11 protein-coding genes and 1 tRNA gene are annotated in these 13,980 nt (G+C 70.4%); 1 reads left to right on the forward strand and 11 read right to left on the reverse strand.

From position 1 onward, the window contains the following. Positions 1-6 precede the first annotated feature (6 nt). A complete protein-coding gene (locus H490_RS20010; RefSeq protein WP_017883200.1) occupies positions 7-1,659 on the reverse strand; it encodes a hypothetical protein in 1,653 nt (550 codons plus the stop codon). A gap of 336 nt (positions 1,660-1,995) precedes the next feature. Next, on the reverse strand, positions 1,996-4,377 hold the full coding sequence (locus H490_RS20015) for a S8 family serine peptidase (protein ID WP_017883201.1): 2,382 nt from the start codon (positions 4,375-4,377) through the stop codon (positions 1,996-1,998). 525 nt (positions 4,378-4,902) lie between these two features. On the opposite strand from H490_RS20015, the gene H490_RS20020 reads away from it, so the two are divergent. Next, positions 4,903-5,394 carry a Dps family protein gene (locus H490_RS20020; protein WP_031289736.1) on the forward strand — a complete coding sequence of 164 codons (492 nt, stop codon included), beginning with the start codon at positions 4,903-4,905 and terminating at the stop codon, positions 5,392-5,394. A gap of 70 nt (positions 5,395-5,464) precedes the next feature. Here the strand turns inward: H490_RS20020 and H490_RS31030 are convergent, their stop codons facing one another. The 9 genes from H490_RS31030 to H490_RS20060 all read right to left on the reverse strand — a co-directional run bounded on the left by H490_RS31030 (position 5,465) and on the right by H490_RS20060 (position 13,907). Continuing rightward, positions 5,465-5,917, reverse strand: a complete 453-nt coding sequence (locus tag H490_RS31030; RefSeq protein WP_017883203.1) for an SIP domain-containing protein — start codon at positions 5,915-5,917, stop codon at positions 5,465-5,467. 79 nt (positions 5,918-5,996) lie between these two features. Beyond that, the gene (locus tag H490_RS20025; RefSeq protein WP_017883204.1) at positions 5,997-6,920 is read right to left on the reverse strand and encodes a cation diffusion facilitator family transporter; all 924 of its coding nucleotides are present in this window, start codon (positions 6,918-6,920) and stop codon (positions 5,997-5,999) included. Positions 6,921-6,964: 44 nt separating this feature from the next. Then, the gene (locus tag H490_RS20030; RefSeq protein WP_051066142.1) at positions 6,965-7,990 is read right to left on the reverse strand and encodes a cation transporter; all 1,026 of its coding nucleotides are present in this window, start codon (positions 7,988-7,990) and stop codon (positions 6,965-6,967) included. Then, positions 7,987-8,424 (reverse strand): hypothetical protein, encoded by a 438-nt coding sequence (locus H490_RS20035; protein ID WP_128387083.1) that lies wholly within the window; start codon positions 8,422-8,424, stop codon positions 7,987-7,989. The genes H490_RS20030 and H490_RS20035 overlap by 4 nt, the downstream gene beginning before the upstream one ends. A gap of 362 nt (positions 8,425-8,786) precedes the next feature. Beyond that, positions 8,787-8,861: transfer RNA gene (locus tag H490_RS20040), tRNA-Gln, on the reverse strand. A gap of 128 nt (positions 8,862-8,989) precedes the next feature. After that, positions 8,990-9,451 carry a hypothetical protein gene (locus tag H490_RS20045; protein WP_128387084.1) on the reverse strand — a complete coding sequence of 154 codons (462 nt, stop codon included), beginning with the start codon at positions 9,449-9,451 and terminating at the stop codon, positions 8,990-8,992. A 291-nt stretch (positions 9,452-9,742) separates the two neighbouring features. Next, the gene (locus H490_RS20050) at positions 9,743-10,675 is read right to left on the reverse strand and encodes a universal stress protein (protein WP_017883208.1); all 933 of its coding nucleotides are present in this window, start codon (positions 10,673-10,675) and stop codon (positions 9,743-9,745) included. Then, entirely contained in the window at positions 10,672-12,252 is a 1,581-nt protein-coding gene (locus H490_RS20055) for an amino acid permease (protein ID WP_017883209.1), read from the reverse strand. Before H490_RS20055 ends, H490_RS20050 begins: the two co-directional genes overlap by 4 nt. A 68-nt stretch (positions 12,253-12,320) precedes the next feature. Further along, positions 12,321-13,907 carry an aminotransferase class I/II-fold pyridoxal phosphate-dependent enzyme gene (locus H490_RS20060; protein WP_017883210.1) on the reverse strand — a complete coding sequence of 529 codons (1,587 nt, stop codon included), beginning with the start codon at positions 13,905-13,907 and terminating at the stop codon, positions 12,321-12,323. Positions 13,908-13,980: the final 73 nt, after the last annotated feature.

Raw genomic sequence — 13,980 nt, forward strand, 5'->3', positions numbered from 1 at the left:
CCCAGGTCACGCAAAAGTCGTTCGAAAACGCTGCTCGCGGAGGCGCTGCACGCGCACGAGGCCCGCCTCGACCTCACCCGCGAGGCGATCGCGACGGGCGCGCACGAGCGCGTAGATCGTCCAGTGCTCGACCATGTCGACGAGCGGCCCGGCCGCGTCGAGGCTCTTCCCGGCGGCGTGCGGGTCGCCGTCCTCGAGCGCGAGCACGGCCCCGCACAGGTTGAAGAAGTCGGCCGGGCTGGAGCCGCGCCAGCCCGGGGGCCACTCCGCCGCGTCGGCCTCGGCGAGCAGCCTGCGCGCGAGCGACAACTCGCCGCTCAGCGCCGCGAGTCCGGCGCGCATCGAGAGCGGATCGACCCGATCGGCACGACCCGCCTCCGCGTGCAGGGCGTCGGCGAGGTCGAAGCAGCGCCGCGCCAGCTCGAGGTCTCTCAGGTAGAAGGCGCCGATCCCGAGGTGCACCTGCAGCATCGGCCCCATGCGGCCCAGCGCGTCCATGTCCTCGTCGCTCAGCGTCGTGAAGTCGTCGACGGCCTGCCGGATGAGCGGCAGGGCCCGCCCCGAGAACGGCGTCAGTCGCAGGGCGGCCGCCTCGAACGCGCGGTAGACGACGCGCTCGCGATGCCGCCCGCGGCTCGGCTGCAGGCGCTGGAACAGCGACTCAGCCGCGAGCAGCTGCAGAGCCCGCGGCCGCGTGTCGGGGGCCATGTTCGAGAGCAGCACGAGCATCACGGTGAGTCCGGGGTAGCCGCGCAGCCGCGACGCCCGCACGCCTGTGAAGATCTCGTAGCATTCGTCGCGCGCCTCGAGCAGATCGACCATGTTGGCGAAGACGACCTCGGTGGCGAGCTCGAGGTCGTCGAGATCGAAGGCGGTGCGCAGGGCCTGCAGCGGATCCCGCCGGATCAGCGAGGATCGAGTCGCCGCTGCGAGCAGCGTGCGGCGCTCGGCGCCGGACAGCTGCTCCTCGGCGTCTTCCGCGAGCGCTCCGCGAATGAACGGGTGCATGCGCAGCCAGTCGCCGTCCCACTCGGCGAGCCCCGCCCCGTCCAGGTCGTCGATGATCCCTTCGTGGATCTCCCACGCGGCGAGGATCGAACGATCGACGCGGGGCAGGATCGCGAGGCGCACGGCGAGTTCGTACCGCCCGGGCTGCTCGTCGAGCTCGCCGCGCAGCGTGCGCCGAAGCCGGTCCCGAACGCCGGAGGCTCCGCGAACGGCGTCGTCGAGCCGCGCCCGCACCGCGATCATCAGCCCCTCGGTGTCGCGCAGCAGCTCGGCGCGCGCCTCGGCGGTGCCGAGCAGCCCGGCGTCGCGCAGCTCGTCCGCCGTGACGAGCAGGTCGGAGGGTGCGATCACGTCGACGGCGGCGTCCGAGACGGACGCGATCTCTCGGGCGGTGCGGGCGGCGCGCGTCGCCACCGCCAGGCGCAGCTGGGGCGCACGATCGATGAGCGATCCGAGTCGGATGAGCTCGTCGCCCTCGACCCGCTCGCCGCCGTCGATCACCAGCACCCCCGGCCGCTCCGCGGCGAACGTCTCGATCTCCGCGAAGGGCAGACGCCCGCCCTCGGGCTCGCACCAGAGCACCGGCGACTCGACGGCGGCGGCCCACGAGGCGAGCAGCGTCGTCTTCCCCGATCCCACCGGGCCGTGCACGACCGCGACGTCGACAGAGGCGTTCAGCCGCTCGAGCAGCCGCGCTCGGGGAAATGCGGTCGCCGGTACCCGCGGTGCTGCTCGCGACCCGCGTTCCCGACATGCTTCAGCGCCTGCCATCTGCTCCATACGGCCCTATCGACGGTGCCCCGCGCGTCCGCTCTCCCCCGTGCGCGGACGATCGCAGGGCGTTCCACTTCTCGATACACCATAGCGAGCCGGGGCGCCCGAGCCGATCCGAGCACCGCTCACCGCGGGCCAAGGTGATAAAACCCCGGGTCAGAGCGGATCGTGTGCGCGAACCACACGTGCAGCGGGAAGTAACAGGCCGAGCGCCTACCCGGTCGCGGAGCGATGGCCCCGCCCCCGGGTGCGCCGCGACCGCGCTGCGGCCACCAGCGCCGCAGCGCCGAGCGCCAGCAGCCCCGCCCCGAGCGCCCCGAAGGGCGTCTCGGTGCCGCCCGTGGCCGACAGGCGACCCGTCGGCGAGCCGCTCGCGTTCGTGAGATCGACCGGATCGCCCGAGCCTCGGCGGGCGTCGGAATCATCGGGATCGGGGACGGGAACCGGATCGGGGCCGGGCCCGGGCCCGGGTCCGGGCGGATTCGGGGCGGGCAGCGCCGCGAGCAGCGCGTTCGCGTCGACGAGGCCCGAGCCGAAGACGTGGGCGTCGGGGAACAGCGCGGGATCGTAGGGGTTCACCGGGCCCCCGATCGAGGCGCCTCGAGCGGTCTCGGCGAGCGCCGCGCGAAGCTCGTCCGCGGTCGCCCCCGGCGCGTACGAGAGGCCGAGCGCCGCGACGGCCGCGACGGTGGGAGCGGCGGCGGAGGTGCCCGTGAACCGGTACACGATGCCGTCCGGCGTGTTCTCGGGCACGTTGAAGAAGGTGGTGCGCGCGCCGTCGACGGAGGCGACGTTGGGCGCCGATACGGTCAGCGGGGCAGGCAGCGGGGCGGCGGGCGCGGGAGCGGGGTCGCCGACGGGCACGCGGTCGAAGAGCAGCGTGTTCGGGCCGAGCGAGCTGAACGGCCGCAACTGCGCCGGCGCATCCCACGGCACCGCGGCGACCGAGAGCGCGGATCCGTCCCCGTTGTGGCCGAGCGTAACCGCACCGACGCGGTCGCCGACGGGAGACGCGGGCGGCGCATCGCCCATGAACTGCCGCTCGGCGATCGCGGTTGCGCCGAGCGCGAACCCGATGAACACGGCCGGCGCGGCAGACGCCGAGGCGTCGAACGAGCGGCGAATGAACACCATGCGCACCTTCGTGCCCGGCTTCACCTCGAACCCGCCGACGGCGCCGGGATACGGCGCCCCGAACATGAGGATGCGGTCGAGCGGCTGCGGAGCGCCCGACGCGTCCTCCTCGTAGAAGCGCAGCTCGTAGTCGGTCGTGACGCCGAACATCGGCTCACCGATCGAGGCCGCCGTCGTGAGCACGCGCTCGGGGCCGCCGGGCGCTCCCGCCATCGTGAGCAGATCGTAGGGCTGCTCCCCCGGCCCGGGATCGAAGTCGAGGCAGTCGATGTCGGTGCGCCCGTACAGCGGATCGTGCGGCCCGATCGGCACCCACGCCGGGCACTCCATCGGTCGGTACGCGCTGGTCTGCCAGGAGGAGAGCGGGGTGCCCGCATGCGACCCCTGAGTGGCCGTCGCGTTCGAGTTGCCGGCGGCCGCGATCGTGAGCACTCCATGCTCGGCGCGCGCCCGCTCGTAAACGGCCGAGATGATCCCCTGCTGGAAATAGGGCTCCTGGAACCACGAGATGTCGTCGACGATGATGTCGGCACCGGCATCGACGAGCTTCATGATGTTCTCCGCCATGGCGAAGTCGCCGAACCCCTCGTCGGCGAAGAGGATCTTCGCGCCCGGCGCGATCCCGTGCACCAGCTGCGCCATCGCACGCCCCTCATCGGCGCCTCCCGCGGCGTCCGACACGAGGGTGACGGGCGCGGTTCTGCCGCACGGGTTGCCGGGGCCGGGCAGCGCACCGGCGGCGACGTCGTCGTCCCACGAGGTCGGTGCGGTGCGGTGGGCGAACGAGTCCGACACGATGCCGATGGTCGCACCCGTGCCGTCGACGCCGTACGCGGTACGCGCGAGGTCGGAGCGCAGGGGCACGTCGGTCTCGACGGGCAGCGCGCGGCAGGCCGAGGCCGTCGCCGCCGTGCTCGGCCGCAGCGCGGTCTCCGCGGTGCCGGAGCGCGACTCGAGCGCGGCCGGCAGGCTGCCGCGCACGGCCTCGAGCCGATCCGTGAGCGCGGCCCTGCTGCTCGCGGGCCGCAGGGCGGGTGTCACGCCGCTCACTCCGGGCAGCGCGCGAAGATCGTCGAGCAGTACGGGTTCCACCCACACCTCCGCGGCGGGTGCCACGGTCGACACCGATGCCACGCTCCCCCGGTCGCCGATCGTCTCGCGCACCCGGTCGAGCACCGCCTCGCCCGAACCGGCCCAGAACACCGTCGCCGAGATGCGCCCCTCCCCGTCGAGCACCACGCTCCCCGGACCCTCGGCCGGCACCGCTACCGCGTCGGCGAACTCCTCGGCCGTACCGGAGCCGGCCTCGGCCGCCGCCGCGAGGGCGTCGGCGAGCGTCTCGGGCTGCACCGGATCGGGTTGCGACGGATCGGGTTCGACGGCCGCGGGGCCTGGTTCGACGGCCGCGGGGCCTGGTTCGGCCACCGGGCCCGGGTCGGCGACCGCCGGCGCGGCGGTCATGAGCAGGCAGGCCGCGGCGAGCAGCCCGGCTGCCAGCCCTCGGAGGGCGCTCGACGGGACACGAGCCGAGGGACGAACGGGAGCGACCGAGCGTGCAGGGATTCCCGGGAGCGGCGGATCTGCGGCGTGGCACATGGGCATCACCATAACGGCAGATCAGACGCTATTCCAAGCGCGTTCTCTCACGCACGAACGACGCTGCATCCCGCGCAGAGACACTGCATCGAGCGTCGAGTTCACGGCTCCGCCACCATCCGTCGTGACGGCGCTCGTAGTCTCGGCAGCGATCTCGACAGTCGGGCTTCGGCTCGATCGACTCCCTGCGCCGGGCGTTGGAAGCCCGATACGGGGCCGGGCCGACCGACCTGAGAACCGGGCATTCCCGCTCGAGCGTCCCCTCGATCGGCGCTCCCGGCGCGGGCGGTTAGGCATGTCTTGCCTTGCTTGCGGTTCTGCGCGATCCGAGTCACAGTAGACATCATCAGGCCGAAACGAAATCCGATGAGCCGAAGGACGAGAATCATCATGGTCCAATCCAAGAACAAGTCAGTGGTCGTCTCGAAGGAAGACCTCGACCGCTCGGTGGGAGTCGAGCACTACCTGTCGCCCGTCGTGCGAGACCTCCTCGCGCTGGCGGTCAACGGCAAGCAGGCGCACTGGCACGTGCGCGGCGCGAACTTCATCGGTGTGCACGAGTTCCTCGACGAGGTCGTCGCGCACGCGCAGGACGGAGCCGACGAGGTGGCCGAGCGCATCGTCGCTCTGGGGCTGCCCGTCGACGCGCGCATCGGCACGGTCGCGAAGAAGACCAGCCTCCCCGAGACGGCCGAGGGCTTCCAGCAGTCGGACGCCACGATCCGCGAGGTCGTATCCGAGCTGGACGCCGCGCTCGTCACCGTCTACGCCGCTGTGGCGGGGCTCGACGAGATCGACCCCACGAGCCAGGACATCGTGATCGCTCTGGCCCAGCAGCTCGACAAGGATCGCTGGTTCCTCGCCTCGCACCTGACCGTCTGAGGCGTTCACAGCACAAGACGCGCCCGCGCCGGAGTCGATCCGTCGCGGGCGCGTCTGTCATGCGCGGCGTCTAGGCGCGCTGCTCCCGGTACTCGGCCGCCGCCGTCCAGATCTCGGCGAGCTCGGACCGTACGCGATCCCACTGCGCCGTGACATCGGCGCTGTCGCGCGCCCCGGTCCACAGGTGCACGTAACGGCCGCTCAGGGGGTCGCCCCGCATCCACTCGTCGAGCCATGCGTCGACCGCGTCCATCAGTCGCGCACCGGCAAGCGCTTCGCGCGACTCGCGTACGAGCCAGGTGATGCCCACACCGGGGGGCGCGTCGAGCGACTCGATCTGCTGCGGCGAATCGACCTCGATGAAAACGCGACCGTAGCTCTTCTTCGGCAGGGCCGCGCACCAGTCGCGCAGCGCGGCGACATCGCTCGAATCGCCCGCCGCGAGCACGCACTCGAGGTGGCTCGGGCAGATGAAGATGAAGTCCGACGATTCGACCTCGTCGGAATGGTCACTGGCGCTCACCCCCTCATTGTACGCAATTCTGCGCTTCGTCTGACGATTTCTGTGATTCTGTCAGGAAAGAAACCTCGGAGCTGAGGCCTCACCCTCGCCCAGCACCGAATTCGAGCGAGGCCTCGTCCGCGACAGACAACGAGAGCACGATCTTCTCGACGACGTCGTGCTGTTCGATGGTTCGTTCGACGTCGCGCAGACGTCGCGCCACGGCGTGCTCGGCCTCGTCCCCCGCGAGATCGACCTCAGCGACGATGAATAGGCGATGGGGGCCGACGTATTCGATGTGCAGATAGGTGATCCGTTCGATATCCGATATCCCGAGCAGGGCTGTCCCGACGCTCCGCCACTCCGCATTCGAGACGGTCGCACCGACAAGAAACGCCATGTTCCTTCCGATCAGGATCAGGGCGACCACCGCGAGAAGCATTCCGACGAGGATCGAACCCCACGCGTCCCACGCGGCGACTCCCGTCAGCTGATGCACGGCGATCGAGGCCCCCGCGATCGCGAGCCCGATGAGTGCCGCACCGTCCTCGAAGAACACGGCCCGCAGCGTCGTATCGCTCGTCTTGAGCACGAAGTCCCAGGTCGTAGATTCTCGTTCCCGCGCGAGCCGCTTCGATCGCCTGAAAGCCTGCACGAAAGAGGTCGCCTCCAGCAGGAACGCGATCCCGAGGACCGTGTACGCGATGCCGGGGTTCTCCACGGGCTCATCCGAGGCCAGCTGCTGGATACCGTGCATGATCGAGACGATGGCGCCCGCGGTGAAGATGCCGAAGGCGGCCACGAGGGACCATACGAATGCGCGGCGGCCGAATCCGAGCGGGTGGCGCTCGTCCTTCGGGCGCGCTCCGCGCCGGTCCGCGATGAGGAGGAAGATCTCGTTTCCCGCGTCGGCCCAGGAGTGCGCGGCCTCAGCCGTCATCGAAGCCGAGGACGTGATCATAGCCGCAACGGTCTTGGCGACCGCCACGAGGACGTTCGCGAGAAAGGCGATCAGCACCACCATGTTCTCGCCCTTTCAGATCCTGATCCGACCGCTGTCGATCACCTTCATGGAGAACCCGACGCGTCCATCGGCGAGTCCTTTCCGGGATAGCGCGTCAGCGCTCGATCCGCCTCATCGGGAAGCGTCTCGCCGACGACCACGACGACGTCCTGCACCTTCCAGTCGAGCCCCGCGATGCTCTCGGATATCTTGTCGATCCACTCGACCGGCACGCGCTTCCTTCTGGGAAGCACGAACGCTTCCACATGGAAGACCTGTCCCTGATCACGCATGCGCACCGCGGCATCCTTGATCCACTTCTGTTCGCGAAGGTGAGCGGTGATGTCGTGCGCGAGCGGATCGGGGTACTCATCGTCGCAGGTGCGCGCGCGCTGATCCATCAGGTCGATCACCGCGCTCTTGGTATTTCGGACGCCGTCCCAGATGATGCCGAGCGAGATGAACAGCGCGGCCGCGCCATCGAGCCACCACAGCCCCACGCCGACCCCGAGCACGCCGACGATCGAGGCCGCATTCGTGTGCCAGTCGGCTTTCGCCATATCGGCGTCCGCGTAGAGAAGCTTGTTGTGGAGCAAGGGCGCGAGCTTCGCCTTCGCGGGTCCGTAGAGGAACACCGGCCCGACGACGATCGGCACCATCACGGCGACCATCAGCCACCCCAGCCAGATGGTGTGGCCGAACAGATTCACGGTCCCGATCGTGGGGTGCTCGGTGTTGATCAGACCGCTGACGGCTTCGAACGCCAGGTTCAGCCCCACCGCGAGGAGGGCGACACCGGCGACGAGATGGCCCACTCCCATCGCGCGATGCATACCGTACGGGTAGTCCCGGGTGGGTTTGCGGCGCACGAATACCAGAGCGATGAGGAACGCGAGCTGCGGGATGAGGGACAGCATGTCCTCGATCCACGCGGTTCGCATCGCCTGCGAGTTCCCCACGACGAAAGCCACGAGGGCGATCGTGCAGCTGGTATACGCGATGGTGAACCACTCCCAGCGCACAGCCTTTTTCAACGCGTGATGCTGCTCGTGAGGCAGATCGGCCCGTCCGAACTGATGGTTTTCGCTCACGAGCCCACCTCCTCATCCAGAAAGGCCTCCAGCTCGCTGAGAAACGCGTTCTCCCCCAGAGGCACGAGGAAGACTATGCTGCGCCCGTCTGCGCCCTCGATCGCGCGGTATCCCCGGGTGATACCTGCACGGTCGAGCCAGGGCGTGTCCTCGGTGAAGCCTCCCACCACGAGATCGAGTTCACCGCTCTCCAGCATTCGGACGAGTGTCTCCTCGCTCCCCACGGTCCATTCCGGACGAGCATCGATGGACTCGGAGAAGTCGTCGACGAGGCGCGCGAGCGAGCCCGACGGCTCCGATCCGTGGTCATCGATCAGTCCAGGATCGGTCGAAGCCCCGACCCTCAGCTCTCCCCCGCTTGCGTTCGCGAGAGTGCCGTTCGGATCCGACGGCACTGACAGTCCGCATCCGGCCAGACTCGCCGCCAAGGCCACACCGGCAACGCCTTCGAGTACCCGCCTGGCGAGAGCCGCGCCTCTGCGAGGAGGGGTTCCCGTTGCACAAGCATCTGAACGCTTCATCACTCGAACCTACTGTCGAGATCTCGCGCTTCGCCAGGCATTGACGTTGCCCTCGAACTTCGGCTAGCTCTCCGACATGATCGAGCTGACGCAGTTGCAGCACGCCGCGGAACCGCGGGTCTGGTGCGCACCGCGCCAGAGCTCCGCACCACGCAGTTCGAGAGCCCGGTCAGCGGGTTCGACAGGAGATCTCGCGCAGCCCGAGTTTCTGCGCTCGTTTGCGCGAGTCGACGGCTCTCAGAGATCTTGAAGCGCGATGTCGTGCAACCAGTGGATGGCTGGGATACCAGGACTCGAACCTAGAATGACGGTACCAGAAACCGTAGTGTTGCCAATTACACCATATCCCAAGGCGGAAATCCGAACTCCGGGGAGCTCGGCACCGAGAGATAACTTTACCCGATCGGGCTGGGGAAGTCCAAATCAGACGGGCCGCGCTGCGCGGGCCGGGCGCGCTGCCCGCCGCACCGATGAACCGCTACGCGTAGTCGTCGGGAGTGAGCTGGCGCAGGCCCGTGTCGTGCAGCACGAACTGGGCTCGCAGCCGCGGGCCGTGCTCCGTCGCCTCGTGCGCCAGTGCCCGCGCCCACGCCCGGTCCTCGGCCGTGAATTTCTCGGACCCGCGGCGCTCCCAGACGAGCGCGATGGACGCGGCGCCGAGCACCTCGCACACCATGCCCGCCCGATCCACGAAGACATGGGGAACCGACACGAGCCCCAGGTCGTCGGTCTCGACCAGGCCGTCGGGGCTCTCGGGGAAATCGTCCATCGGCATCAGCGGGCCGACCACCCGCTGCGCGTCGTCGAAGACGAACAACCACACCTGGCGCTGGTTCGCGCGCTCCAGGAGCAGCTCGATGAGCTCGTGCATGTCGGCGTCGGTGGCGAGCACGCGGTCACGGCTGAGGCGGGGGTCTGAGGGGCGGATCGTGTGAGTCATGCCCATAAGCATGCGCGGTGCGGGAGGGCAGTGAGCGGGGATCCGCGGATCTGTGGAGAAGCCGCGCGCGGGAGGCGTCGGCAGCGGGTTGTGAGCGGAGTCTGAGATCGCAGCGACGGGCAGCATCGCGCCCCGCGGAGCAGCGCCCCGCTCACCTTCCGCGATCTCAAGAGGCAGAGGCGGCGTCTCCGGGCAGAACCCGCCTCGCCCCTTCGGCCCGCTCAGGGAGCGGGCCGGGACGGACCGGGCAGGCCGGGACATACCGGGGCCGGGCCCGCACTCGCGCGCGGCTCAGCCGGCGGAGGCCGGCCGCCCCTGTGCGATGTAGTCGTCGGTGGCGCGCCGCGGCACTACGACGACGGGCACCGGGGAGTGGCGCACGATCTTCACGGCGTGCGAGCCGAGCGATACGCGCGCGATCGGGCCGAGGCTGCTCGACCCGACGAGCAGCGCCTCGGCGCGCTTCCAATCCACGGCGCGCAGCGCCTCGCCCCAGTCGGCGCCGGCCCCGACGACCATCTCGATCGAGGCGGGCGCGGGATCGAGGCGCTCGATGTCGTCGAGGATCTCGTCGGCCTGCTCGCGGATGGTGGCCGACCACTCGGCGATGACGGCGTCCTCGGCGTCGAGTCCGATGGCGGCCGCGGCGAGCGCGCTGGGCCGGGCGAAGAACGCGGCGAGACGGATCCCGCATCCCGACTCGGCGGCTATCGCCGCCGAGGCGAGGGCCAGCTCGGCCGAGGTCTCCGATCCGCTGTAGGCGGCGGTGATGCGCTCGAGCCGGGCGCCCGGCCCTGCCTCGAAGCCGCGCGGGGCGATCGCGACGGGCACGTGCGCGCTCTGCAGCAGCCCGGTGACGACGGAGCCGAGCGCGATCTCACCGTGCGGCCCCTCGTCCTTGGCCCCGACGACGAGGCGGATCGCGCGGTGCTGCTCGCACACCTCGAGCAGGCCGCGGCGGGAGCTCGAGGCGTCGTGCACGAGGTACTGCGCCGCGATGTCGGCGGGTACGAGGGCGCGGGCCTCGTCGAGGGCGGCGCGGGCCTGGTCCACCACGAAGCGGCGGTACTCGCCGTCGACGCCGAGCGAGCGTCCCGCGCCCCACCCCGCCGCGTTGACCGCGGCGACGACGAGCGGCTGCCCGTACGAGCGGGCGAGCAGCACCGCGAGGTGCACCGCCGCGTGCGAGCAGTGCCCCGGGGCGACGCCGACGACGACGCTCATCGCGCGCCTCCCCCGGAATCCGCGGAACCTCCGGCGGGGCCGGAGCCCGCGGATCCGTCGCCCGGGCCGCCGCGGCCCACCGCGGCCGCGTCGGCGTCGTCGATCTCGACGCCGCCGGCGCCCGCCACCTCGCGGTAGCGGCCCGGGCCGACGAGCACGATGAGGCCCGTGTCGATGCGCTTGCCGAGCACCGAGTTCTTGCGGCCCGTGAAGGAGTACCAGACGAGCACGAGCGCGGTCCAGCCGGCGAACACGATGATGGTGATGGGGCGCAGATCCTTGATGATCCAGAGGCAGCCGATGATCGACAGGATCGGCACCACGGGGTAGAACGGCACCCGGAACTTGCGCTCGAGGTCGGGCTCGCGGCGGCGCAGCACGATCACGGCGATGGAGACGACGAGGAAGGCGGCGAGCGTGCCGATCGAGGTCATCTCGGCGAGGAAGTTGATGGGCAGCACGCCCGCGAGGATCGCCACGACGATCGACACGATGATGGTGTTCGCGACGGGGGTCATGGTGCGGGGGTTGACCTTCTGGAACACCTTGGGCGCCATGCCGTCGCGCGACATGGCGAACAGGATGCGGGTCTGCCCGTAGAGCACGACGAGGGTGACGCTGAAGATCGAGATCACGGCCCCGGCGGCGACGACGGTGCCGGGCCAGGAGGCGCCCACGATGTTCTCGAGGATCGCCGACAGGCCGGCGGCCTGCCCGTCGAACTCGCCGGTGGCCTGCGCGCCGAGCGCGGTGAGCGCCACGGCCACGTAGACGCCGGTCACCACGACGAGGGCGGCGATGAGGGCGATGGGCAGGTTGCGGCGGGGGTTCTTCGCCTCGTCGCCGGCGGTGGCGACGGCGTCGAGCCCCACGAACGAGAAGAAGATGATGCCGGCGCCGGTCATCACGCCTGCGAAGCCGAAGGGCGCGAAGTCCGCGAAGTGATCCGCGTTCCAGCCCGTGATGCCCACGGCCACGAAGAACAGCAGCACCGCGATCTTGATGAGCACCATGATGGTGTTCGCCACGACCGAGTGCGTGGTGCCGCGGATGAGCAGCAGCATGCAGAGCCCGATGAGGATGATGGCGGGCAGGTTGATGATGCCCCCCTCCTCGGGGGCGTAGAGCAGGGCGTGCGGCAGCTCCACGCCGAAGAGGTTGTTGATGAGCTGGTTCACGTACTGCGACCAGCCCACGGCGACCGCGGCGGTCGAGACGCCGTACTCGAGCAGCAGACAGGCGGCGACGCCCATGGCGGGCAGCTCGCCGAGGGTGCTGTAGGCGTAGGAGTACGACGATCCCGATACGGGCACGCTGCTCGCCAGCTCGGCGTAGCAGAGCACCGAGAGCCCGGCGACGAGACCCGCGATGATGAACGACCAGATCACGGCCGGGCCCGCGATCGGCACGGCCTCGGAGAGAATGAAGAAGATGCCGGTGCCGATGGTGCCGCCGACGCCGATGAGCGTCAGCTGGAACAGGCCGATGCTGCGCTTCAGCGTGCTGCCGGTCTCACCGCCGTCGCGGGGCACGGGCTTCACTCGGAAGAGCTGCTGTCGCAGCGTCTGTGTGGACATTGATTCTCCAGACGTCTTCGTCATCTCGTTGCGGATCGGGGCCGGACGGCCCGGTTATGGGGTCGAGTCTAGGCTGTGCGCGTCACGCGGAAACGGTGCACCGAAGCATCCACGGCGCCGCGCACGTAACCGGTGGGAGAGGCGGCGACGGCCTGCAGGAAGGCGACGGTCTCGGCCGTGATCTCCTCGCCGGGGATGAGGTTCGGGATGCCGGGCGGGTATGCGGCGAGGGTGTCGGCCGAGACGCGGCCGACCGCCTCGGCGGCGGGCACGACCTCGGTCTGCGCGAAGAAGCCGTCGCGGGGCGGCATGCGGAGGGCTCCGGGCGCGGGCAGGGCGGGGAAGGATCCCGCGGCGGCGTGCGCCTCCCGCTCGACGGCGGCTGCCTCGGAGTCGACGGCCCGGGTCATGGCGCGGTGCACGAGTTCGCAGTCGGGCGTCTTGCCTGCGCCGATGACGGCGACGAGCGAGGTGGCGGTCGACATCTCGAAGTGGATGCCATCGACGTCGATGAGCCGCTGCCGCAGCCAGTGGCCGCTCACGCCGTTCGCCGAGACGTCGATCGGCACGCGCAGCAGGTCGGTGTGCACGATGTCGTCGAAGCGGTCGAAGCGGTCGCTCACGATGGAGAACCGCGGATCGTCGCGCAGCATCTGCCGGAAGCGGCGGGCGCCGGCGAGCGAGCGCCCGATCTGCGCCTCGCCGGTCATAAGCGCGTGACGGGCGATGTCGAGCGAGGCCCGCAGGATCGCGCTCGTGGAGGTCGAAGCGGTCATGGTGAAGGCGCGCTCGATGAGCGGTTCGAGGCGGTCGGCGAAGGGGCCGTGGCCGAGGTGCAGCATCGCCGACTGCGTGAGCGAACCGGCGAGCTTGTGCGTGCTCGACACGACGAGGTCGGCGCCGAGGCGCGCGGGCGATTCGGGCAGCTCGGGATGGAAGCCGAAGTGCGGGCCCCAGGCCCCGTCGACGATGAGCGGCGCGCCGTGGGCGTGGGCGACCTCGCTGAGCCCGCGCACGTCGGAGACCGAGCCGAAGTAGCTGGGCGAGATGACGTAGACGGCCGAAGCGGGCCGCCCCTCGCGCTCGGCTCGGGCGAGCGCCGCGTCGAGGGCTGCGGGCGAGACGCCGTGGGCCATGCCGTGCGTCTCGTCGACCGAGGGGAACACGAAGCTCGGGATGAGCCCGGCTGCGAGCACGCCGTCGCTGAAGCTCGAGTGCGCGCTGCGCTGCGACACGATGTGCTCGCCGAGGCCTCGCGCCGCGAGTGCGGCGGTGCGGTTGGCCTGCGAGGCGCCGTTGGTGAGGAACCAGGTGCGGCGGGCGCCCCACGCCTCGGCGGCGAGTTCGAGGGCGCGGTCGAGGGGCGAGTGCTCGCCGAGGTCGACGTCGTCGATGAGCATGGGGACGTCGAGCTGCAGCGTGCGCTCCCCCAGGAAGTCTGCGAGGCGGGTGCTGAGGCCGCGGTCGGTGCCGCCGTGCCCGGGCACCATGAGCTGCACGGGATCGCGCGAGATGTAGCGGTCGAGCGCGTCGGCGTACGGGGTCTCGGCGTGGCGGCGCAGCAGGGCCTCGCGCTCGTCGTCGCGTGGTCGCGCGGGCGCGGCGTCGAGGCTCTCGAGCGCGACGGGGTCGGCCGGGTCGGTGGCGTGGAGCATCCCTCCATGGTGGGGGCGCGGATCGCGGCCGTGAATCCCCGATTCGTCTCGGAAGCCACATATCCCGTATGTG

It is taken from the genome of Leucobacter sp. UCD-THU, assembly GCF_000349545.1.
GTDB lineage: Bacteria > Actinomycetota > Actinomycetes > Actinomycetales > Microbacteriaceae > Leucobacter > Leucobacter muris.

What these genes read in the sequence shown, in the direction of transcription:
- H490_RS20015 (WP_017883201.1), bottom strand. Translation starts at nt 4,377, where the DNA reads ATGACCGCCGCGCCGGCGGTCGCCGACCCGGGCCCGGTGGCCGAACCA.
- H490_RS20045 (WP_128387084.1), bottom strand. Translation starts at nt 9,451, where the DNA reads ATGACTCACACGATCCGCCCCTCAGACCCCCGCCTCAGCCGTGACCGC.
- H490_RS20020 (WP_031289736.1), top strand. Translation starts at nt 4,903, where the DNA reads ATGGTCCAATCCAAGAACAAGTCAGTGGTCGTCTCGAAGGAAGACCTC.
- H490_RS20055 (WP_017883209.1), bottom strand. Translation starts at nt 12,252, where the DNA reads ATGTCCACACAGACGCTGCGACAGCAGCTCTTCCGAGTGAAGCCCGTG.
- H490_RS20060 (WP_017883210.1), bottom strand. Translation starts at nt 13,907, where the DNA reads ATGCTCCACGCCACCGACCCGGCCGACCCCGTCGCGCTCGAGAGCCTC.
- H490_RS20025 (WP_017883204.1), bottom strand. Translation starts at nt 6,920, where the DNA reads ATGGTGGTGCTGATCGCCTTTCTCGCGAACGTCCTCGTGGCGGTCGCC.
- H490_RS20050 (WP_017883208.1), bottom strand. Translation starts at nt 10,675, where the DNA reads ATGAGCGTCGTCGTCGGCGTCGCCCCGGGGCACTGCTCGCACGCGGCG.